At 34.7% G+C, this 21,776-nt stretch carries 20 protein-coding genes; 1 reads left to right on the top strand and 19 read right to left on the bottom strand.

From position 1 onward, the window contains the following. Positions 1-193 precede the first annotated feature (193 nt). Genes ACOX6R_RS03750 through ACOX6R_RS03730 form a run of 5 tightly spaced genes read right to left on the bottom strand, consistent with a single transcriptional unit; the run spans position 194 to position 4,454 of the window. A complete protein-coding gene (locus tag ACOX6R_RS03750; RefSeq protein ID WP_433447374.1) occupies positions 194-1,243 on the bottom strand; it encodes an ABC transporter substrate-binding protein in 1,050 nt (349 codons plus the stop codon). Between the two features lies 1 nt (position 1,244). Next, complete coding sequence (locus ACOX6R_RS03745) at positions 1,245-2,033, bottom strand: ABC transporter permease (protein WP_433447372.1); 789 nt, start codon at positions 2,031-2,033, stop codon at positions 1,245-1,247. Beyond that, positions 2,030-2,863 carry an ABC transporter permease gene (locus tag ACOX6R_RS03740; protein WP_433447370.1) on the bottom strand — a complete coding sequence of 278 codons (834 nt, stop codon included), beginning with the start codon at positions 2,861-2,863 and terminating at the stop codon, positions 2,030-2,032. The genes ACOX6R_RS03745 and ACOX6R_RS03740 overlap by 4 nt, the downstream gene beginning before the upstream one ends. Next, complete coding sequence (locus ACOX6R_RS03735; protein WP_433447368.1) at positions 2,860-3,897, bottom strand: ABC transporter ATP-binding protein; 1,038 nt, start codon at positions 3,895-3,897, stop codon at positions 2,860-2,862. The genes ACOX6R_RS03740 and ACOX6R_RS03735 overlap by 4 nt, the downstream gene beginning before the upstream one ends. Before the next feature lie 14 nt (positions 3,898-3,911). After that, on the bottom strand, positions 3,912-4,454 hold the full coding sequence (locus tag ACOX6R_RS03730; protein ID WP_433447366.1) for a helix-turn-helix domain-containing protein: 543 nt from the start codon (positions 4,452-4,454) through the stop codon (positions 3,912-3,914). Between the two features lie 173 nt (positions 4,455-4,627). Between ACOX6R_RS03730 and ACOX6R_RS03725 the strand changes: the two genes are divergently transcribed. Then, complete coding sequence (locus ACOX6R_RS03725; RefSeq protein WP_433447364.1) at positions 4,628-5,323, top strand: heparan-alpha-glucosaminide N-acetyltransferase; 696 nt, start codon at positions 4,628-4,630, stop codon at positions 5,321-5,323. 45 nt (positions 5,324-5,368) lie between these two features. Here ACOX6R_RS03725 and ACOX6R_RS03720 read toward each other — a convergent pair whose 3' ends face one another. From ACOX6R_RS03720 to argF, 14 genes are all read right to left on the bottom strand, one after another. Next, the gene (locus tag ACOX6R_RS03720) at positions 5,369-6,520 is read right to left on the bottom strand and encodes an ABC transporter substrate-binding protein (protein ID WP_433447362.1); all 1,152 of its coding nucleotides are present in this window, start codon (positions 6,518-6,520) and stop codon (positions 5,369-5,371) included. A gap of 12 nt (positions 6,521-6,532) precedes the next feature. Further along, a complete protein-coding gene (locus tag ACOX6R_RS03715) occupies positions 6,533-7,591 on the bottom strand; it encodes a FecCD family ABC transporter permease (RefSeq protein ID WP_433447360.1) in 1,059 nt (352 codons plus the stop codon). A 9-nt stretch (positions 7,592-7,600) separates the two neighbouring features. After that, positions 7,601-8,383: an ABC transporter ATP-binding protein gene (locus ACOX6R_RS03710; RefSeq protein WP_433447358.1), complete on the bottom strand. Its 783-nt coding sequence runs from the start codon at positions 8,381-8,383 to the stop codon at positions 7,601-7,603. Next, complete coding sequence (gene larC / locus ACOX6R_RS03705) at positions 8,364-10,175, bottom strand: nickel pincer cofactor biosynthesis protein LarC (RefSeq protein WP_433447356.1); 1,812 nt, start codon at positions 10,173-10,175, stop codon at positions 8,364-8,366. Before larC ends, ACOX6R_RS03710 begins: the two co-directional genes overlap by 20 nt. Beyond that, the gene (larB, locus tag ACOX6R_RS03700; RefSeq protein ID WP_433447354.1) at positions 10,172-10,924 is read right to left on the bottom strand and encodes a nickel pincer cofactor biosynthesis protein LarB; all 753 of its coding nucleotides are present in this window, start codon (positions 10,922-10,924) and stop codon (positions 10,172-10,174) included. Before larB ends, larC begins: the two co-directional genes overlap by 4 nt. After that, positions 10,921-11,664, bottom strand: a complete 744-nt coding sequence (gene larE, locus ACOX6R_RS03695) for an ATP-dependent sacrificial sulfur transferase LarE (protein WP_433447352.1) — start codon at positions 11,662-11,664, stop codon at positions 10,921-10,923. Before larE ends, larB begins: the two co-directional genes overlap by 4 nt. Positions 11,665-11,817: 153 nt before the next feature. After that, positions 11,818-12,222 (bottom strand): DUF3842 family protein, encoded by a 405-nt coding sequence (locus tag ACOX6R_RS03690; RefSeq protein WP_433447350.1) that lies wholly within the window; start codon positions 12,220-12,222, stop codon positions 11,818-11,820. Positions 12,223-12,385: 163 nt separating this feature from the next. Further along, positions 12,386-13,312, bottom strand: coding sequence for a carbamate kinase (gene arcC / locus ACOX6R_RS03685; protein ID WP_433447376.1), 927 nt, complete (start codon positions 13,310-13,312; stop codon positions 12,386-12,388). An 11-nt stretch (positions 13,313-13,323) separates the two neighbouring features. After that, positions 13,324-14,418, bottom strand: coding sequence for a hypothetical protein (locus ACOX6R_RS03680; RefSeq protein WP_433447348.1), 1,095 nt, complete (start codon positions 14,416-14,418; stop codon positions 13,324-13,326). Between the two features lies 1 nt (position 14,419). Then, positions 14,420-15,592: a hypothetical protein gene (locus ACOX6R_RS03675; RefSeq protein ID WP_433447347.1), complete on the bottom strand. Its 1,173-nt coding sequence runs from the start codon at positions 15,590-15,592 to the stop codon at positions 14,420-14,422. 13 nt (positions 15,593-15,605) lie between these two features. After that, positions 15,606-18,110 (bottom strand): ATP-dependent Clp protease ATP-binding subunit, encoded by a 2,505-nt coding sequence (locus ACOX6R_RS03670; RefSeq protein WP_433447345.1) that lies wholly within the window; start codon positions 18,108-18,110, stop codon positions 15,606-15,608. Continuing rightward, positions 18,110-19,258 (bottom strand): CD0519/CD1768 family membrane protein, encoded by a 1,149-nt coding sequence (locus tag ACOX6R_RS03665; protein ID WP_433447343.1) that lies wholly within the window; start codon positions 19,256-19,258, stop codon positions 18,110-18,112. Before ACOX6R_RS03665 ends, ACOX6R_RS03670 begins: the two co-directional genes overlap by 1 nt. 45 nt (positions 19,259-19,303) lie before the next feature. Next, the gene (locus ACOX6R_RS03660; protein WP_433447341.1) at positions 19,304-20,668 is read right to left on the bottom strand and encodes an alanine/glycine:cation symporter family protein; all 1,365 of its coding nucleotides are present in this window, start codon (positions 20,666-20,668) and stop codon (positions 19,304-19,306) included. 76 nt (positions 20,669-20,744) lie between these two features. Then, complete coding sequence (gene argF, locus ACOX6R_RS03655; protein ID WP_433447339.1) at positions 20,745-21,737, bottom strand: ornithine carbamoyltransferase; 993 nt, start codon at positions 21,735-21,737, stop codon at positions 20,745-20,747. Between the last annotated feature and the right edge of the window lie 39 nt (positions 21,738-21,776).

Genomic DNA, 21,776 nt, shown 5'->3' with positions numbered 1-21,776 from the left:
TCACAGTGCATGTATAAAATAAACTAAAATTTTAGTTAATTACTATAGGATAATGTGAAAATTGATTACACTTACAAAAATAATATTGAAGTTTTTGTCTATAAACTTAAATTCATCTACGAATTTTTACAAAGAAATAGATTCAAAAATTTTAACGAAAAAAATCTACCAAAATTAATTGGTAGATTTTTTATTAATCATTTGATGCAATTATTTCTGTCCAAGTTCTGTCGTATAGTTTTACTGCGTCACCTAAATCTTTAAATGCTTCAAGTGGTGGAAGTTTATCCATATCTGGATAGGCAACTTGTGAGTTTTTAATTTCATCAGGTAGTAGTTCTTTTACTCCCTTAACAGGAGAAGTGTAACCCACGCAGTACTCGGCATTTTTTGCTTGAACTTCTGGTTTTAATATATAATTTATAAATTTTTCTGCTCCCTCTTTATTAGTTGCATTTTTAGGAATGACCATTGAGTCGTACCAAATATTTGAGCCTTCTTTTGGAACTACGTAATCAAGATCAGGATTTTGCATAATCATATTAAGTGCATCTCCTGAATACATAATGCATAAATTTGCATCTCCTTGAACTACAACATCGCGTCCGTCGTCATCAAGATAAGCATAGACTAGAGGCTTTTGTTCGATTAAAGATTTTTTAGCTGCTTCAAGTTCCTTTGGATCAGTTGTATTTAGTGAGTAGCCAAGTCTTTTTAGTGCAGCTCCAATTGTATCTCTTTGTGAGTTATACATTACAATTTGTCCCTTGTATTTTTCGTTCCACAAAGCATCCCAAGAGTCAATTTTATCTTTTATCTGTGCTTTGTTATAAACTATTCCAAGAGTTCCCCAGAAATATGGCACAGAATATTTATTTTCTGGATCAAATACTGGATTTTTTAAATTTTCTTCTACATCTTTAAAGTTCTCTACGTTATCGAAGTTAATTTCTTGAACTAAATCTTCTTTTATCAGTCTTTCAATCATGTAGTCGCTTGGTACAACAACGTCGTATTTTTCTTGAGACTGAGTCATTTTTATATAAAGGTCTTCGTTAGATGCATAAGTAGAATAATTTACTTTGATTCCAGTTTCTTTTTCAAAATCTTTTAAGATTGATGGGTCGATATATTCTCCCCAATTGTAAACAGAAATTTCTTCCTTTGGCTCACTCCCCTTCGAGCCACAAGCCGTTAAAGTTAGCATCAATAGTACTGATAAAGCTATAATTATTTTTTTCATACTACACCTCTTGTTCTTTATTTATATTTTGATTTTCGCTTCTCTTATTAATTATCACAAGTAAAATCAAAAGAGCAACGAGCATCAATGTAGATATCGCATTTATTGAAGGGTTGATTCCCTTTCTTGCCATTGAGTAAATTGTAATAGATAAGTTTGAAACTCCCTGTCCAGTGTTAAAGAATGAAATTGCAAAGTCATCTATTGAAAGTGTAAATGCCATGAGTGCTCCAGTTAAAATTGCCGGTTTAATCTGTGGAATCACTACATATCTTATTGCATAAAATGGAGTCGCGCCAAGATCAAGTGCAGCCTCCAAAGTATTTTTGTCGAGCTGAGAAAGTTTTGGAAGTATTGAAAGTATTACATAGGGAATGCAAAATACTACGTGAGATAAAATCATAGTTCTATATCCCATTTGCATATTTATAAGTCCAAAAAATCCCATCAGCGCCACTGCCGTAACAATATCTGGATTGATTACTGGCAGATAATTTATATCTAAAATTAAATCTTTTTTTACGCCCCTTAATTCGTTAATTGCAATTGCTGCAAAAGTTCCTACAATTGTTGAGATAATAGTTGCAACAACGGCGACGATTATTGTAGTCCAAAGAGAGCTTAAAATTGCCGGGTCGTTTAGCAAGTTCTTGTACCACTTTAAGGTAAATCCTGCCCAAGATCCTCTAAGCTTTGAGTTGTTGAAACTAAATACTATTAAGACAAATATTGGCGCATAGAGAAATATAAAAATTAAAAACAAATAAATTTTATCAATTATTTTTTTCACATTATACCTCCCACGCCAGTGTCTGCCTTGACATCTTTTTTAAATAACTTCGGTATGATCAGTATCAAAAGCATTATTATAATTAGTACAATTGAAACGGCAGAACCAAATCCCCAATCTCCCGTAAAAGTAAATTGTTTTTCGATTAAGTTTCCGATTAGGTAGAAGTTGTTTCCACCAAGTAGGTTTGGAACTACGAATGTAGAAATTGCCGGAATAAAGACCATAGTTATTCCTGTAAAAATTCCAGGAACTGAAAGTGGAAATATAACTTTAGTAAATACTTTAAAGTCATTTGCCCCAAGGTCTTTTGCTGCCTCAATTAATTTTGGATCAATTTTTAGAAGCATTGTGTAAATCGGAAGAACCATAAATGGCAAGAAGTTATAGACCATGCCAATCATTATGGCTTTTGAATTGTACATTAAATTCCAAGGTCCAAGTCCAAAAATTCCAATAAATTTATTGATAAGTCCGTTGTTGCCAAGAAGAGTAAGCCATGCATAAGTTCTAAGTAAAAAGTTCATCCACATTGGAATGATGAAAATTAATATTGCATTGTTTCTCTTTTTCTCCGGCATCTTTGAAATAATATAGCTAACAGGGTAACCAATTATTAGACACAAAATAGTAGATGCGCCTGCTATTAAAATTGATGTAACTAATATTTTTAAATATAGCGGTTCAAAAAATCTTCTAAAATTATCAAGCGTGAAGCTAAAATTTGTAAGGTCACTGCCACTGTTTAAAGAATAAATCAAAATTAAAATTAATGGAAAAACTATAAAGGTAAGTGCCCAAAGTAAATATATATAGGAGAATTTTTTCATTCTGATAACCTCATTACGTGGATTAGATCAGGCTTAATTACGATACCAGTCACTTCTCCAACTTCCTTTTTCTCTGTAGATTGAACGAGCATGCTTGTTCCACCTACATCGACACTCATCTCGTAATGAACGCCTTTAAAGACAAGGCTTGTAACTTTTCCCTCAAGCATTTTGCCCTCATCAGTTAATATTACATCCTCTGGCCTAATTACAACTTCGACATCCTCATTAGGTTTAAATCCCTTGTCCACGCATTCAAAGTCTCTGTCTAAAAATCTAACTTGATAGTCTTTAATCATTTTTCCCTTTATGATATTTGACTCACCAATGAAGTTTGCGACGAAGGCATTTTTTGGCTCATTGTAAATATTTATTGGCTCATCCATCTGTTGGATAACGCCCTCATTCATTACAATAATTCTATCGCTCATTGAAAGAGCTTCTTCCTGGTCGTGAGTTACGTAGATAAAAGTAATTCCTACACTTTTTTGGATTCTCTTAAGTTCAATCTGCATGTTTTGTCTCATCTTAAGATCAAGTGCGGCAAGTGGTTCATCTAGTAGAAGTACCTCTGGCTCATTTACAAGAGCTCTTGCTATGGCAATTCTCTGTTGCTGTCCACCAGATAGTGAGTCGATTTCTCTCTTTTCAAAACCTTCTAAGTTAACGAGCTTTAAAACTTCTCCAACTTTTTCTTTTATAACTTTTTTATCTAGCTTTTTAATGTTTAGACCAAAGGCAATGTTGTCGAAGACATTCATGTGTGGAAAGAGAGCATATCTTTGGAAAACTGTATTGATTTTTCTCTCATAAGGCTCTTTATCAGAAATATCTTCGCCATTAAATAAAATTTTTCCGCTATCAGCATCTTCGAATCCGGCAATAAGCCTTAGGATTGTAGTCTTGCCGCAACCACTTGGCCCCAAAATTGTCAAAAATTCATCTTTAAGTACATTCATGCTGAAGTCTTCAAGTATTACATTGTCGCCAAAACTTTTTGTAATGTTCTTAAGTTCAATAACACTTTTTTCCATATTTCACCTCAATGCTAAAAACTCGGTGGAGATGATATCCACAATACTCGCGCCTCGCTGTTTTTTTCGTTAAGTAGGTAATGTTCCTTGTCTGCCCTAAAATAAAAAGTCTCGCCCTTCTTAAGGTCATAGGCCTCTTCATTTCCATAAACTAATTTAATGCCGCCCTTTATGACATAACCAAACTCCTCACCGTCATAGGGAGGAATATTTTTTGTCCTGCCCTTTGGGGCAATAGTCACAAGAGTTGGCTCCATTAAATTCTTTTGTGCATTCGGAACGATCCACTCTAAAATATAACCCAAGTCGTCGTTATCACTTTCAAAATAATCTTCTTTTTTAAAAACAATTTTTTCATTTTCGTCACGCGCAAAAAAAGTCTCGGGATCTGTCCCAAGAGCTTCCAAAATATCTAAAAGAGAATCTACAGACGGAGAAGTAAGGTCCCTTTCAATTTGTGAAATAAATCCCTTCGTAAGTTCTGATCTATCTGCTAGCTCCTCTTGAGTTAGATCTTGAGTTATGCGCAAATCTTTTATTCTCTTGCCTATATTCATTAACTCAACCTCATATATTAAACAATTTTTTTAACTTATTAAACTCATGATTAGTATAAAATCTTTTTATTGCAAAGTCAATAGATATTAAAGATTTTGTTTAATTTTTTAAACACAGTTTTTCTTGTATAAAATTTGCTTCATTGATAAAATTTATTTAACAAGGAGATATTATGAAGCGATATAATTTTATTGATTTTTGGCGAGGAATAACAATAATCGCCATGATAATTTATCACACAATTTACGATCTTGAGGCCTTCTATGGTTTTGAAATAAAAAGCAATTTATATTATTTTCAGCAGTACATCTGTTGGTCATTTATTTTTATTGCAGGTCTTAGCCTTAATTTTTCAAAAAATTATTCCAAAAAGACTATGATTTTAATTTTGATTTCTGTCGCGATAACTGTGGCGACCTATCTCTATTCCCCCGAAAATGTAATTTTATTTGGAGTGATTCACTTCTTCGCATCGGCCTTTTTAATAGAGAGCCTAGTCGGAGAAAAAATAAAAAAAATAGACCCACTTAAAGGTCTAATTATCTCTTCAATATTATTTATAATCTTAAAAAATATTTATTACGGAGAAATTTTGTTTGGACTTATTAAGCTAAGTCCTGCTCTTTACAAACCAAATTTATTTTTCTTGGGACTTCCATCTAAAGATTTTTATTCTGCAGATTATTTTCCAATAATTCCTTGGATATTTTTATTTTATGCAGGCTACTTCTCCTATAATTTTTTGAAGCTCGAAAAAAAAGAAGCCTCCAATAATTTTATAAATATTATGGGAAGGCATTCTCTTGTAATTTATTTCTTGCACCAAGTGATTATAGTAATCGCCTTGAGATTAATTTTTGGATACTAAGATAATTCATATTATGATAAAAGAGCTCTACTAAATGTAGAGCTTTTATTTTTGAACTTTCATAAATTTATTATCTCTAAAGTCATTTAATGTAATTTGTTGAAATCCTCCAAATGTTTCAGCTGCAAGTTCATCATAAACTCCCTTGCCAACTAAAAATTCATAAATTTCGTTAGTCTTATCAATTACATCGACATCGCTAAAGGCTTCTGGATAACAAGTCTTGCCAACAAAGTAAGTATCGGCAATTGCAGTGTCATAATTTATCTGACACCAAATAAATGGAAGCTGGGCATATACTTTATTATTTTTAAAGGCATTTAAATGCTCAAAGTACTCTGGATTTTTGTTGTACTCTTCTTGTATTAAAGAAATACTTGCAAGGTCGATAAAAATATATTCTGGATCCCACTCGATTAATTTTTCTTTATCTACTTCTACCAAACCATCTTTGTCTGTGTCGACAACATTTTTTACATTTACTGCATCAAATAATTGATAATTTCCCCTTGTGCCTTCAATTCCGTGAGAACCCTTATAAGCAAGTCCTCCAGCATAGGCAGTTTTTATTTCATCTTGAGGGATATCTTTTGTTCTATTATGTAAATCTTCTTTAATAGACTCCATATAGTCCACAACTTCTTTAGCTCTATCTTCTTTGCCAACAGCCTTTCCAATATTATATAGCGACTCATAAGTTTTTTCATCAAACATAGTGTCCCTTCCGCCATCAAGTGCTATTACTGGACAGCCCACTTGCTCTTCAATTTTGTCATAAGCTGCTGCATCTTCTTTATTTGATGCAAAAAATACATCTGGCTTTTGAAGTAGCACGTCTTCATAATTTTCTATATTATTGCCTCCACCGCACGCTTTTATTGTGGCAAATTCTGGATTTGCAAGAGCATAGGGTCTTATATCCGCTCTTTCTTCTCTTGGAGATACTCCAACTACTTTATCTGTTCCGTTGATATAGGAATATAATCTTGCTGGAAGCGGATTTTCGAGCACTACCCTTTCTGCCACCTTTGGTAGTTTAACTTCTCTTCCCACTGCATCAATTATTGTTATTTCTTCACTTGTCTCACTTACTTTCTTTGCATCATTAGCTTTATCGTTATTTTTAGGATTATTTTGACATCCCGTAAAAATTATTAAACATAAAGCCAGTGCAAAGATTATTTTTTTTATTTTCATTTTATCTCCTCTCTAATTCTTGTAGTCTTTCATCAAAATATATAAAAATAATGGAGCTCCTAAAAAGGATGTGATAACTCCAACTGGTAAAATTATTGGCGAAAACAAGACTCTTGCCACGGTATCAGATATTAAAAGTATAAGAGAGCCCAAAAGAGCTGATGATGGAATCAAAAATCTGTGATCCGTTCCTATAATTCTTCTAGAAATTTGCGGTGCAATTAGTCCGACAAAACTTATTATTCCCAAAAATGAAACACATACAGAAATTAAAATCGATGCAAAAAACATTCCACCAAGCCTTGTCCTGTGAGTGTTTACACCGAGAACTTTGGCATTGTCATCTCCATTAATAAGTGCGTTGTAATCCCATGACTTAAACATGAAATAGATAAATGAAATTAATAGAAGAATGCCAATAAGAATTATCTCCTTCCAATTTGCACGGCCCAAATTTCCAAAACTCCAAAACACTGCCGTCGCCACATGAGTTGAGTCTGCAAAGTATTGCAAAAATGTTGTGCCTGCACCAAAAAGCGATGATATTGCAACTCCTGCAAGAATAATCACCTGAGGACTAAAGCTCTTTATTCTTGAAATAGTTATTACAATTGATATTGCAACGACAGACGCCACAAAAGCACAAAATGTTACGATGTATGGCGACATAATGTAGACTGCATCGCTTGATCCCGATTGAAAGGATCCACCGCCGAGGACGATTATTCCAAAATTTGCCCCAAAGGCTGCCGCACTAGTTACCCCAATTGTTGAAGGCGATGCGAGTGGATTTTTTAAATTATTCTGCATAATGCAGCCCGAAACTCCAAGTGATGCACCAGCAAATACACTGGCAACAATCCTTGGAAGCCTTATGTTTAATAGGACTATCTCAAGAGCTCTGTCATCACTTCTTTTCGTAAGTATAGAAAGTATTGTTTTAAAGTCCATCTCTGCCACACCAGTTTTTAGAGCAAAATACATTGAAAATAAAACTAAGGCAAAAAATATAAATAATATAATAATTTTTCTCTTTGTATATTTTAGATATTCATCATGTCTATTTTTCAAAACTCACCTCTATAAGCTTGCAGAAATTGGTATTACAACTTTATTATCTTTAAAATCAATTATCTCTACTTCTAAATCATAGAGCTTACTCAAATTATCTTTAGTGATAAGCTCTGCCCCGCCCTTTTTAAAAATTGACTTGTCCTTTAAAAGGATAAAATAATCACTGTACTTAAGTGCTAAGTTTATGTCATGAATGGCAATTATCGAAAGTATGGACTTGTCCTTGCAGTACTTCACAATGTAGTCCATAACTTCAATTTGATTTTTTAAATCAAGTGCCGATGTGGGCTCATCTAATAAAAGAATCTTTGGCTCCTGCACAAGCGCCCTTGCAATAATAACTTTTTGGAGCTGTCCACCAGAAAGCTCGTTTAATCTTTTTAAAGTGATATCAGAAAGCTTTAAATAATCGATAACTTCGTCTACAATTCTGTAGTCCTCTTTAGATGGCATGTATTTTATATAGGGCTTTCTGCCGATTAAAATGCTGTCGTAGACAATTGTTGAATTTGCCGCATCTTTTTGAGAAACATAGGCAAGAGTCCTTGCCCTCTCACTATTTGAGTAGGACAATGCGTCCTTTCCTTTAATATAAATTGCTCCATCTTCTGGAGTTAAAATATTTGCAATGTTTTTTAAAAGAGTGGACTTGCCACTTCCATTTGTTCCCAAAAGAGCGCATATATTTTTGTCGCCAAGTTCTAAATTAATATCTTTTAGAATCTTCTCTTTATAAGAAAAGTCTAAATCTTTAACTTTTAAGATAGTATCACTCTTCGCTTTCAACATTTGGGTTTAACCACTCAACATAAGGTTTAATATCAAGCACTGGAGTTCCATCTAACATGTCAACTCCTTCAATAGTTATTGATTTATCGTTAAGGTCAATAATTTTGCAGATGGATAGTCCAATAGGGTTTGGTCTATTGGGAGATCTCGTTGCAAAAATTCCCTTGGTGCCGTCAGTGTACTTGTGATTAATTATAAGTGCAGGATTCTTTTTAGACTTGTGGAAGGCAAAAAGTATTACAATATATTTTCCTATTTCTAAATTGAATAAGCCGTCTCTAAATTCTTCTTCGATTTCAATTACAGCACTCTTATCAGAAAGTACGCTCTGTCTAGGTATCTCATCTCGAGTTAAATAAGGAGATTTTATATATCCAACGGGTTTCATAGAAAACTCTTTATTCTTTTCAACTTGTGGACCATTTTCGATTTTATCCCTTACTTCTTCTAAGCTTAAATTATTTTCATCTGCAATCTTTGCCAAGTCGTCGTATTCAAATTTTTTTCTAGTCACTCCATATCCTGAAGACTCTTTTACGCGAGTCTCGCCAAATTCTGTGTCAACTTTTTTTATCTCTCTATCTAAAATATATCTCTTAGTTTCCACTTCTCTTATTCCAATTGTCGTAGTGTGTTTGAAAATAAGTTTTACTAAGTTTTCCTTATCTTTTTCTGTGCACATTACTCTAATTAAATTGCCCGGACGAGACTTTTTCATAATTATTGGAATTACATAAACTTCTCTTGCTCCGCCTTCAAATAGCCTATCCATAGTAAAGGAAATGTCCTCTCCAGTCATGTCGTCCACATTGCATGAAAGTTCATAGACCAAATCACTTTTATCTTCACTCTCACCTAAAAATACCCTCACGGCGTTTAGAACTTCAAATTCCTTTTTGCCAAGTCCGTATCCAATCTTTTCCACATTCATTGTTGGCATGTCACCGTACTCATCTACAAAGTACTTCAAGAGGGCAGCTCCTGTTGGAGTAGTAAGTTCACTTAAAACCTTTCCGCTATAAATTGGAAGTCCCTTTAAGATATATGCAGTAGCTGGTGCCGGAACAGGTAAAATTCCATGAGCACAGTGCACATGCCCTCCTCCAACATTAATTCTAGATGCCACAATTTTATCTACTTTTAATTCGTCGATTAAAAAACATACTGCTGCAATATCTGCTATTGCATCAAGAGTTCCAACTTCATGGAAGTGGATTTCGCTTACATCCACATTGTGTGATGCACTTTCTGCCACGGCGATTAAATTGTAAACTTCCAAAATATCTTCTCGAACTTTTGGAGAAATCTCAAGAGAATTTACAATTTCAGTGATCTCTTTCATTCCCCTGTGGACATGAGAGTGAGTGTGATGATGCTCGTGGTCGTGATGGTGGTCATGATCGTGGTCATGATTGTGTTCGTGGATGTCATCGTGGTCATGATTGTGTTCGTGGATGTCATCGTGCTCGTGACTATGTTCATGGCTATGATCATGCTCGTGGTCATGTTCATGACTATGTTCGTGAGAATGAGAGTGTTCGTGGTCGTGATGATGCTCATCATGTTCATGAAAATCAGAAAGCTCTTCTTCCATTCCATCAATTTTTACTATGGAGCGCCTTCCATTTATTCCGCTACTTAGCGCCTCTTCTGAGGAAAAAGTTACTTTTGGAATTCCAAATCTATTTAATTTTTTTACCATCTCATCTTTATTGTCAAAAAGTTCTAATAGTGCTGCTGTTAACATGTCGCCAGCTGCGCCCATATTGCAATCTAAATACAGCGATCTCATCTTTTCGCCTCCATGTGATTAATCGTATTCGCCAAATATCCAGCTCCAAATCCATTGTCAATATTAACTACGCTAACTCCACTTGCACAGGAGTTTAGCATTGATAAAAGTGCTGCAACTCCGCCTAGAGATGCGCCGTAACCAACGCTTGTAGGAACGGCAATTACAGGTGCATCGACAAGGCCTCCAATTACGCTTGCAAGTGCACCCTCCATTCCTGCAATGGCAATAACTACACTGGCGTCTACCAGTTCATCAATGTGAGATAGGAGCCTGTGAAGTCCAGCAACTCCGACATCATAAAGCCTTACGACTTCATTTCCCAAAAATTCTGCCGTAAGAGCCGCCTCTTCTGCCACAGGAATGTCGCTCGTTCCTCCCGTTGCAACAACAATTTTTCCAAGTCCCGATGGTTTTTCTAATTCGCCATAGATTGCAACTTTTGCTCTTTCATAATATTTTATGTCGTAGTCTTTTTTTATTATTTCGAAAGCTTCTTTTGAAAGCCTTGTAATTAAAATTTTATCTTGACCGTTTTCTAGCATAACTTCAATTATTTTTACAATCTCAAGAGGCGTCTTGCCCGCACCATAGATCACTTCGCCAGCGCCCGTTCTTATCTTTCTGTGAAAATCTATCTTTGCAAAATCAATTTCTTTAAAGGGCATTGTCTTAAGCTCGTGCACTGCATCATCAACTGTCATCTCTCCACTTTTAACAAGCTTAAGAATTTCTCTTTCATCCATCATCTCGCCTCCAAATCTAATAAAACTTTATTAAAATATTTTGATAATTCTCTAAGTATCTTCTCTCTATTTTTAAATAGCAATTCAAATTCACTTGAGATTACTTCAATCTTTGCATCATCACCCATGTTTCTTACTCTAAAATCAGTAAAACCCAAACTCCTCATAAATTCCTCTGACTTCTCCGTTCTCTCAAGTTTTTCTTTACTTATCTCTGAATACGTCTTTATTCTCGTTGCAAGACAGGAGTATGACGGCTTGTTCCAAGTAAAAAGCCCTGCCTCTTTAGAGAGCTTTCTAATATCTTCTTTTGTAAGCTCACACTCTCTTAAAGGCGATAAGACTTTTAGCTCATCCTTTGCCTTCATGCCAGGTCTATCTTCGTATTCGTCAGAAAAATTTGTGCCATCGAGTAAAACCTCATAGCCGTCTTTTCTTGCCTCGTCATAAATTTTTCCAAAAATTTCCTTCTTGCAGTAGTAACATCTGTCTTCTGGATTTTTAGAAATATTTGGGTTTTCCAAGACTTCTATATTTAAAATTTTCATATTTGCATTTAAGATATCTCTAAGCCTCTTGGCATCTTCAAGTTCAAAGTCTGGTTGAAAGTCACTCTTAACATAGTATGCGCATACATCTACATTGTTTTTAATTGCAGAATATAATAAATACGCAGAGTCAACTCCGCCCGAAAAAGCCAAGGCGACTTTTCTGTGTTTATTAAAAAATTCTTCTAGATTCATTATTAACCTCTTAAATCATTACAAAAAAATAAAGGCACACCTTTCCTTTGGAAATAGCGTACCTTCATAGTACTATTCTTAGATGCACAAAAATTATTTACTGCAAGTTCTCTCGCAAATTTTTACTTCGTGTAAAAACTATTAATCTTTGTGCTATATAATTTTTTCGACTTCTGCCACAGCTTGGTCGATCAAATATTTAAGTGAATAATCATTGACTCCAACTATAATATTGTCATCGTGCAAAAATGGAATTAAAATTCTCTTTGCCCTCGATAAGCTAACTGCTTCTGCCATCTTAGCTGAAATCTCACCATAAAGTGAATTGACTAGAAGTATTCCAATTGGGCCAATAATTACATCTGCCGTTTGACAATTGACTACAACAGCGTTTTCTCCTGTTGCGGCAACTTTTGCACCTGCCTTTAGCATATTTGAAGTTGCAATGCTGTTTGTGCCAACAGCAATAATTTCTAAATTTTCGTGTTTGCTCCTTAGTGCTTGGATGATTTGTTTTCCAAGTCCGCCACCTTGAGCATCAATTACGAGTATTCTCATACAATCAACTACTTTTCTTTTTATTTTCTAGCTACTTTATTATAACATTAAATATGTATTACTTGTTATATTTTGCTAGTGTTAAACATAAATATGTATTTGTTTTAATTTAAAGAAAATAGGTCTATTTTATATAAATATAAAATAAGCCTATTCCTTTTTATTATTTAATAAGTGTTCCAGTTTTTCCTTCTAGCCCATCAAGAGCTTTTTCTAGTGAAGTTATAAGAGCTGTCCTATTTTTGCCTGACTTTACAAATCCAAGAGCAGCTTCAATTTTTGGTTTCATTGAACCTTCTGCAAATTCTTTTGCTTCTAAATATTTTTCTGCTTCTTCAACAGTCATCTCGCTTAGCCACTCTTCATCTGGTTTTCCAAATTTAATTGCCACTTTTTCAACAGCTGTAAGAATAATTAGTACATCTGCATCCACAAGCTCTGCAAGTTTTGCTGTAGTAAAGTCTTTGTCGATTACTGCTGGCACTCCCCTATACTCACTATCTTCACGAATTACAGGAATTCCTCCGCCTCCTGCTGCAACTACAATAGTTCCATTGTCATATAGAAGCTTAACTGAATTTTTTTCTATAATATCGACAGGCTTTGGTGAAGGTACAACTCTTCTGTAACCTCTTCCTGCGTCTTCTTTAAATACAACTCCGTTTTTTGACATCTCTTGAGCTTCTTCTTTTGTGTAGAAACTTCCGATTGGCTTAGTTGGGTTTTCAAATGCAGGATCATTAGAATCAACAAGAACCTGTGTCACTAAAGACACAACATCCTCTGTCATGTTTCTCTTTAAAAGTTCATTTTCGATTGAGTTTTGTAAATGATAACCAATGTAGCCTTGGCTCATTGCACCACATTCAGGAAATGGCATAGTCGGTGTATTGGCAGATGACTTTGATGCAACATCCATTGCCAAGTTAATCATTCCTACTTGTGGGCCATTGCCGTGAGATATAATAACTTTATTTCCCTCGCTCACTAAATCTACAATTGATTTAGCAGTTATTTTAACAGCATTTTTTTGTTCATCAGGAGTGCTGCCAAGGGCATTGCCTCCGAGAGCTAAAACTATTTTCTTAATAAAAATTCCCCCTATTTGTTAAGAGCTCTATCGACGTTTCTGATAAAGTCTTGAACATTTGTAACCATGGAAACTGCAGTGACAGTTCCTCTATCTGATAATTTGTTTACAGCAAACTCTTGAATATCAATTGTATACATATAAACAGGTCTTACTTCTCCGTCAAATTCATTATAAGAAGGAGTCATGTTTCCAGTTGCAATTGTAAATAAAATTGCAGACATCATGATAATTGTTGATGTTTTTCTTGCATGGCTTCTCATAATATTTTGTGCATCATACACATTGTCGATTGTTTCTGGAAGTCCAAGTCTATCTCTAATTGTGCCTGATAGAACAAATGGAACGTCGTTTTCTATACATGCTTTAATAAATCCGTCTTTTACAAGTCCAGATTCAACTAGAGCTTTTGTTGATCCATACTTCCTTGCTAAGTTTATTGTTTCGAATAAATTTCTAGTAGTGTTTTGTTCCTTTTCAAAATGTTCTTGTCCCCAAGATGTATTAAATATTCCCCTCTCAAGGTCGAAGGCTGCAGTTTCTGTTCCACAGAATATTGCTTGCACATAACCATTATTTATAAGTCTTGCAAGGGCATCTCTTGAGTCTCTATCTAGAGAAAGAGCTGAACCAATTATAAGTGTTACGTAGCCGTTATTTTCTTTTTCGTGTCTAAGCACTTCATAAAGAGTGTCGTAGTCAATAGAAAAAGCTGTCTCTCTTGAACGACCTGAACGGAATGCAAATGTGTCTTTGTTTTCGTCTGCTTCTAAAAATCCTTGAGTCCAAACGTAGATACCTTCTGATGCATCTTCTGTACGTCCAATAACTACTTTGTCGCCTTTTTTAAGATTTCTAAATTCAACTATGTCTACACTTTCTTCACCTGGTGTGTCGTTGGCAACGCATACTGTGTCCATTCTTGACTGAACAGCCAACACCCATTTTCCATTTATTTTGAAATATTCAGGATAAACAGAAAGAGCGTGATAGTGACGTGGGCTTATGCCATCAACTTTTACTTCTTCAAGTGTTACATTCGGAGCATTCTTCAAAAAGTCTTGTTCAAAATCTGGATGATGATATTTTGGCATTTCGAATTTCATATTAAATGTCTCCCCTTTCTGTTTCTTCGTTATTTTTTATCTCTACATATTCATTTTCAGGAATTTTCATTTCATCTTGAAATACTTTGTCTGCTGGCGTAACTAATGCTTTTTCACAGTTTACAACGAAGTCTTGTACATTTGTTACCATTGGAACAAAGGCCATGTGTTCTCTTGTTGCCCCAACTTTGTGAACGACATTTTCTGTAACATCAATTGAATACATATAAACTGGTGTAACCTTGCCATCTTTTCTAATTCTGTAGCTAGATGCCATGTTGGCAACAGACAAGCTGTGTAGCATTGTTGCAATACAAATAATTAGTGTCGCCTTGTCCAGTTCTTTTTTTGTCTCTGATAGAGCTCTTTCTGTGTCGCCGATAACTTCTGGAAGTGGTCCATCGTCTCTAATTGATCCTGATAATACAAAAGGAATATCCATATCTGAAAGAGTTTTGATGATTCCGTCTTTAACATTTCCAGCAGCTATAAAGTTTTTAATTGAACCTGCCATTCTAACTTCGTTAAGTAGATCAAGGTGATTGTAGTGACCCATTGGAACATTTTCTTGAGTGTAGATATTTTGTCCTAGTGCAGTTTGTAAAAATCCACCTTCTAGGTCGTGAGTACACATTGCATTTCCGCCAAGTAGACAGTCTATATATCCATTTTCGGCAAGCTTATTAAGTGCATGTCTTGTGTCGTAGTCAAAAACAACACTAGGTCCAAGCACCCAAACAATGTATCCGTCTTCGCTATCTCTTTCGTGTTGCATAAATTCAAATAATTTGTCGTAGTCTTCAGAAAAAGAAGTCTCAACAGCTTTTCCTTCAGCAGAATATAAAGATTTAGGGAAGCCCTCTCTATAAATTAATATGCCGCTTTCTAAATCTCCTTTAGTTGAAAGAACTACTTCTTCGCCAACAGCTAAATCTCTTATCTCTTCAATTACAATTTTGCCGTCTTTATAAACTGCAACGCAATTTAGAGAGTTGTGTTCAGGGAATAGCCACTCGCCATCTTTTTTATAAAATGTTGGCATGTGAGTTGTTAAGTAAAATCCATCTGGTGCAACTCCGTCTTTTTCAACTTTACCTAATTTAATATCAGGTGCATTTTTATACTTTTCTTCTGAAAAGTCTGGCCAAACAAATTCTGGTATTTGAAATTCCATATTTACCTCCGTTTTAATTTTCTACTGTCAAATCAAGATTTCCATCATCAAACTTTAATGTCAATTTCAACAATTCATCTGACTGTATTTCTAAATATTTTTTGCTGATTATTAAGTAGATTTCTCTCTCAATAAATCTCTTAATATCATGAACTCCCATTTTATAATCTAGAGCATAATTTGTCATATTCTCTAAAAATTTTAAGTCATATTGAAGCAATATGTGAGAGTCCTTTAAATCTTCTGATAATTTGTTTAAATTAATTCTAATTAATTTATTAATTGCTTCTTCGTCTAACTCATCAAGATAAAAGACATAATCAACTTTTTTGGCGATAAGTTCTAGATTTTTTAAAACTTCTTCTTCGTCTTCTAAAGAAGTTGTAAGAACAATAATTGTGTTTTTTAAATCTATATCTCGGCCCTTATTGTCTTTTAATTTTCCTTCGCTTATTATTTGTGAGATAAGACTTTGAATTTCCTTGTGAGCTTTGTCAATGTTATTAAATACAACTACAGTATAAGGTTTTGTCCTTAGAGTTTCTGTTAAAACTCCGCCAACTTCATATCCAACATAACCAGGTGGAGCTCCTATTAATTTAGTTACTGAAGATTTTTCACCAAATTCTCCCATATCAAACCTAATTAAACTTGCATCTCCATCGAAGAGGTACTTAGAAATTAGCTCTGCGATATAGCTCTTGCCAGAGCCTCTTCCTGCAATTAAAAAACTTCCAACGGGTCTTGTTCTCTTAAAGATTTCGCTTTCTGAAATGAGATAAGTGTTAATTATTTCATCAATCATCTCATCTCCTCCAGCAAACTCAGACTTCATCTTGGTCCTAATTTCTTCAATATTGTCCAATTTGTTTAGCTTAAGCTTCACCTTTGGCATGCCTGATAATTTTGATACAATCTCCTTAACTTCGCTACTTGTAACCTTAGTATTTAATGGATAGTAAGCTTTTATTAAACTGAGTTCTTGTAATTTTTCGCAAACAATTTTTTTAGCCTCAAGATTTTCGTCGAGCTTCTTGAGATTGTGCTCACTCTTTGATATTTCTATTTCATTTTCAATATCTTCTAATTCTTTTTCGTTTAAAAGAATTTCATCTTGTCTATCTCGTTCAAGTTCATAAAGATGAGTCTTTTCCTTTAACTCTCTTTCTAACTTTTCTATCTCAACTTCTTTTTCCAAAATTCTATCTCGCGATAAGCTGTCACTTTCGCCCTTAAGTGCAACTTTTTCCATCTCAAGCTGCATAATATTTCTATTTAGGTTGTCGATTTCTTCTGGCATTTGATCTCTTGCCATTCTAGTTAGAGCCGCCGCCTCATCAATTACATCTATTGCAACATCAGGAAGCTTTCTATAACTTAAAAATCTTTTTGAAAGCTTTACCGCATCGACAAGAGCTGCATCAGATATTTTTACCATGTGATGCTTCTCATACTTTGCCTTTATCCCTCTTAAGATTGCAATTGATGTGTCAACACTTGGCTCTTCTACAAGAATTTTTTGAAATCTCCTATCGAGAGCACTGTCTTTTTCGATATACTTCTTGTATTCATCAATTGTCGTTGCACCAATAGTTAAAATTTCTCCGCGCGCAAGCATTGGCTTTAAAATATTTGCAGTATCCATTGAGCCCGATGTGTTTCCGGCACCAATTATGTTGTGAATTTCATCGATAAATAAAATTATTTTTCCATCAGAGTCTTTAATAACTTCGAGGATCCTCTTTAATCTATCTTCGAAATCGCCGCGATACTTTGTTCCTGCAACAAGAGATGCCATATCAAGTGAGAAGACTATTCTGCCCTTTAAATTGTCTGGCACATCTCCCTTTACAATTCTCTCGACTATTCCTTCAACTATTGCCGTCTTTCCGACGCCAGCTTCACCAATTAAGATTGGATTGTTTTTAATCCTTCTAGATAAAATTCTAAGTGCACTCCTTGTTTCTTCTTCGCGTCCTATTACAGGATCAAGCTTTCCTTCCAGTGCTTCTCTAGTTAGATTTCTTCCATATTTTTCAAGGCTCGCAATAGTTTCCTTGGAAACTCCATTCATAAAATCTTCGTTAAACTTCTTCGATAAAAACTGCATAAAGCCTTCATAAGAAATTCCATATAAGTTCGCAAGTTTTGCACTTGCCATATTCTCGTCTCTTAGAAGTGCCAAAAAAATATGTTCGACATATATTGAGTCTTCAAATAAATTTCTCGAGATTTCTTCAGATATTAACAAAACTTTTTGATAAGACCTACTCACATATAAACTTGAGATGCCCTTTAAGCTCTTTAGTTTTTTCACTGCATTTTCTGCATCATTTTTTAATTTTACAATATTTACTTCAGATTCTTTTAAGTATTCTTTTATATTTTTATCTTCAAAAAGTAATATTGAATAAAATAGATGCAGATCAGTTACCTCTGAATTGTTATTTCGTATTGCAATTTTATTTGCCATATTAATAACATCAACAGATAATTGTGAGTATTTTGTAATATCCATTAAACTAGTAACCCCCAGATAATGTGAGCAGCAACTCCTGCTCCAAGTCCACCAATTGTGTGATAAAGTATTGCATAACCTGTCATCTCTTTAGTATCAAGAGCATCCATCATTGCAATGTGAGTAGATAGATATCCACTCCAACACATACAAATTGCAGTAAAGACCGCAATGTCATTTCCACCAATAAGTTTTTTAGAAGCCATGTCAGCTACCATTCCAATAGCCGCTCCGCTGCTTCCAAGTGCAGTAATTGGCACTGCTATTCCTTTATTTGTACTAAATCCAAAAAGTGGTTGCAAGATAAAATTTAATTTTTCGCCAATTAGCGGCAAAACTGCAATACCTTGATTTGCAGAACCGTCATAGACTCCACTTGGTCCAGTACCATTTGTAAGCATCAAAACAATGGTACAAATTAATACAACACCAGGTATTATTGCAACACCCATGTCAACACCAACTTTACCTCCGTCTAAAAGAGATTGTATAAATCTAGACCCCACAGAACCTTCTCTGACTATTCTGTGTCCTTCTGGCAAGTTGGAACTGTTGCTGCATTCGACCATATCTTCAGTGCCATAATACTTTTTAGTCTGTCTAATCATAAGCCTTACAGAAATAACACTTCCTATTATTGCTCCGCAAAGTCCCACAAATGCTCCCTTTATTGCTCCGTCTACAGAAAGAGACATCATTGATGTAACTGTTATAAGTCCCATTCCAAAGGAAGTGGCTAAGTTAGTAAGTGCTGGCATTTGATATTTTTTAAAATATTTTCTAAAATTGTCGTCGTAAGCTAGTGTTAAAATAGCAGGGTTGTCAGACATGAAACAATTTAGCATTCCAAGTGAACTTGCACCTGGAAGATCGTAAATTGGCTTCATTAAAACTGACAACGCCCTGTTAATTAATGCAATAACGCCAAATTCAGAAAACACAGAAGAAATACCTCCAGCAAGAACTGCCACTGCCATAAGATAAAAGCAGACATTCATAAGAAGATCGTAGGCGGTACTCATCATAGTTTTAATCATATTCGTTCCGCCCATAATCTTTCCTATATAAATGAAAATTCCCAGAAACACTAAAAGGAATATTGGAGCTTCAAGGCCAATTTCTTTTTTAAATGTATTCTCTTTTTTCAAATTTAACTATATCCTTTTCTAATAAAATTAATATTTAAAATAAAATTATTTTTTTGCTCCAGGATAATATTTTGGATTCTTGAAGAAATCATCAACTAGTTCTTTTAACTCTCCACTTAGGATTATCATACCTAACATGTTGGTAAATACAACAAGTCCAAGAGTTGCATCTAGGAATACTCCAGCATTTTCAAAAGAAACAAATCCACCTAATATTACCATACCACAAGCGATAAGACGAACTATTTTACCAACAGCTGTCCCGAATAAATACTCTCCTTGTTTTTCTGCGTAGAAAACAATAACTATAATAGTAGAAAGTACAAATAGGAATAAACTTATAGCTATAATAGCTGTTCCGATTTGACCAAATGCAGAATTGAAAGCTCTTTCAACTCCGATATCTTGCATTTCAGGATTTTTGTATAGATCAGTAACAAGTACTACTAGTGCAGAAATTGTACATACGATAATAGTATCTGCTATAACTTCAAAAATACCCCACATACCTTGTCTGCAAGGGTGGTCAGTAACTGCAGTTGCGTGTGCGTATGGAGCTGAACCCATACCAGCTTCGTTAGAGTAACATCCTCTAGCTGCACCGGCACGAATAAGTGCTGATATTCCTGCGCCTGCTGCTCCACCAGCTACTGCCTTAGGATTAAATGCTCCGCCAATAATTAGTCCAAATGCTGCTGGAACTCTGTCTATGTGCATGAAGATAACGATTAGACCTGCGATGATATAAATAGCTGCCATAATTGGAACCATTTTTTCTGTAACTTGTGCAATTCTCTTAATTCCACCGTAAGCTACTAGTACAACTAAAACTGTAATTATAATAGCAGAAACTATTCTTGACATTCCAAGTTGTTCAAGAGGAGCTGCAGCTGAAATCGTTTGTAAAGTTATTGATGGTAAAATTTCTATCATAAAGAAGAAAGATACTAAAAATCCCATTACTTTACCAAGTGTTCCGCCAATACCTTTTTTAAATGTATAAGCTGGTCCACCGACATATTCTCCATCTTCGTTCTTTTCACGGTATTTAATACCAAGTACTATTTCACTAAATTTTGTAGCTTGTCCTATGATTGCTGCAATCCACATCCAAAAAACTGCTCCTGGACCTGCTGTAAAAATAATAGATGGTGCTACAACTATATTTGCTGCTCCAATTGAAGATGCAAGTGCTGCTGTTGCCGCTTGGAAAGGACTTACAGAACCTTCGCCACCTACGTTGGAAGAAAACATCCTACCAAAAGTTTGCTTTAAGATAAATGGTAAATATCTAATTTGCACAAAACCAGTTCTAAAACAAATTAGAAGACCTCCACCTAGTAATACAATAAGAATCGGCCATCCCCAAAAAGTATTGGTTAATTTTACTATAAAATCGATAATACCCATAATGTATCTCCTTATGAAATTTTAATTGCAAGGGAAGCTTAACTTCCCCCGCCAATAAGTTTAAATAATTATTTAATTAGCAAAGAGTTGCGTAAATAACTGCTTTAATTGTGTGCATTCTGTTTTCAGCTTGGTCAAATACTAATGATTGTTTAGATTCAAATACTTCATCAGTAACTTCCATTTCTTCTAAGCCAAATTTTTCAAATATTTCGCGTCCAACTTTTGTCTTTGTGTCGTGGAAAGATGGTAGGCAGTGTAAGAAGATAGCTTCTTCGTTTGCATTTTCCATAGCTTTCTTGTTGATTTGATAATCTTTTAGAAGAGAAATTCTCTTTTCCCAAATTTCTGCAGGTTCTCCCATAGAAACCCAAATGTCAGTGTAAAGTACATCTGCATCTTTAGTTCCTTCGTTTACATCAGATGTAAGTGTAACTGTACAGTGATGTTCAGCAGCAAGTTCTTTTGCCATTTCAACTAATCCTTCTTCAGGGAATAATTCTTCTGGTGCGCAAGCAACAAAGTTAACTCCAAGTTTTGCACAAACGATCATTAGAGAATTTGCAACATTATTTCTTGCATCGCCCATGTAAACAAATTTTAATCCCTTTAAGTATCCGAAGTGTTCTTCAATTGTAAGCATATCTGCCAACATTTGAGTTGGGTGCCACTCGTCTGTTAAACCATTCCATACTGGAACGCCTGCATATTTGCCAAGTTCTTCAACAGTTTCTTGAGAGAATCCACGATATTCAATACCATCAAACATTCTTCCAAGTACTCTTGCAGTATCGGCGATAGATTCTTTGTGGCCCATTTGTGATCCTTGTGGATCAAGATAAGTAACTCCCATTCCTAGATCTGAACCAGCTACTTCGAATGAACATCTTGTTCTAGTAGAAGTTTTTTCGAATAAAAGTGCTATGTTTTTTCCTTCTAAGTATTTGTGAGGAACTCCTGCACGTTTCATAGCTTTAAAATCTTTTGAAAGTTCAAGTAAGTAACGAATTTCTTCTGAACTAAAGTCAATTAATTTTAAAAAATTTCTACCTCTAAGATTTCTTGCCATAATATCACTCCTTAAAATTTTTTGGCTATTACTTATAAG

Origin of the sequence: Peptoniphilus sp. (assembly GCF_050943655.1) — a bacterium.
Taxonomy (GTDB): domain Bacteria; phylum Bacillota; class Clostridia; order Tissierellales; family Peptoniphilaceae; genus Peptoniphilus_A.
This window is presented reverse-complemented; position numbering and strand designations above follow the sequence as displayed.

Coding starts and splice junctions, on each gene's coding strand:
- ACOX6R_RS03750 (WP_433447374.1), bottom strand. CDS start 1,243: ATGAAAAAAATAATTATAGCTTTATCAGTACTATTGATGCTAACTTTA.
- ACOX6R_RS03740 (WP_433447370.1), bottom strand. CDS start 2,863: ATGAAAAAATTCTCCTATATATATTTACTTTGGGCACTTACCTTTATA.
- ACOX6R_RS03735 (WP_433447368.1), bottom strand. CDS start 3,897: ATGGAAAAAAGTGTTATTGAACTTAAGAACATTACAAAAAGTTTTGGC.
- ACOX6R_RS03730 (WP_433447366.1), bottom strand. CDS start 4,454: ATGAATATAGGCAAGAGAATAAAAGATTTGCGCATAACTCAAGATCTA.
- ACOX6R_RS03725 (WP_433447364.1), top strand. CDS start 4,628: ATGAAGCGATATAATTTTATTGATTTTTGGCGAGGAATAACAATAATC.
- ACOX6R_RS03720 (WP_433447362.1), bottom strand. CDS start 6,520: ATGAAAATAAAAAAAATAATCTTTGCACTGGCTTTATGTTTAATAATT.
- ACOX6R_RS03710 (WP_433447358.1), bottom strand. CDS start 8,383: ATGTTGAAAGCGAAGAGTGATACTATCTTAAAAGTTAAAGATTTAGAC.
- larC (WP_433447356.1), bottom strand. CDS start 10,175: ATGAGATCGCTGTATTTAGATTGCAATATGGGCGCAGCTGGCGACATG.
- larB (WP_433447354.1), bottom strand. CDS start 10,924: ATGATGGATGAAAGAGAAATTCTTAAGCTTGTTAAAAGTGGAGAGATG.
- larE (WP_433447352.1), bottom strand. CDS start 11,664: ATGAATCTAGAAGAATTTTTTAATAAACACAGAAAAGTCGCCTTGGCT.
- ACOX6R_RS03690 (WP_433447350.1), bottom strand. CDS start 12,222: ATGAGAATACTCGTAATTGATGCTCAAGGTGGCGGACTTGGAAAACAA.
- ACOX6R_RS03680 (WP_433447348.1), bottom strand. CDS start 14,418: ATGAAATTCGAAATGCCAAAATATCATCATCCAGATTTTGAACAAGAC.
- ACOX6R_RS03675 (WP_433447347.1), bottom strand. CDS start 15,592: ATGGAATTTCAAATACCAGAATTTGTTTGGCCAGACTTTTCAGAAGAA.
- ACOX6R_RS03670 (WP_433447345.1), bottom strand. CDS start 18,110: ATGGATATTACAAAATACTCACAATTATCTGTTGATGTTATTAATATG.
- ACOX6R_RS03660 (WP_433447341.1), bottom strand. CDS start 20,668: ATGGGTATTATCGATTTTATAGTAAAATTAACCAATACTTTTTGGGGA.
- argF (WP_433447339.1), bottom strand. CDS start 21,737: ATGGCAAGAAATCTTAGAGGTAGAAATTTTTTAAAATTAATTGACTTT.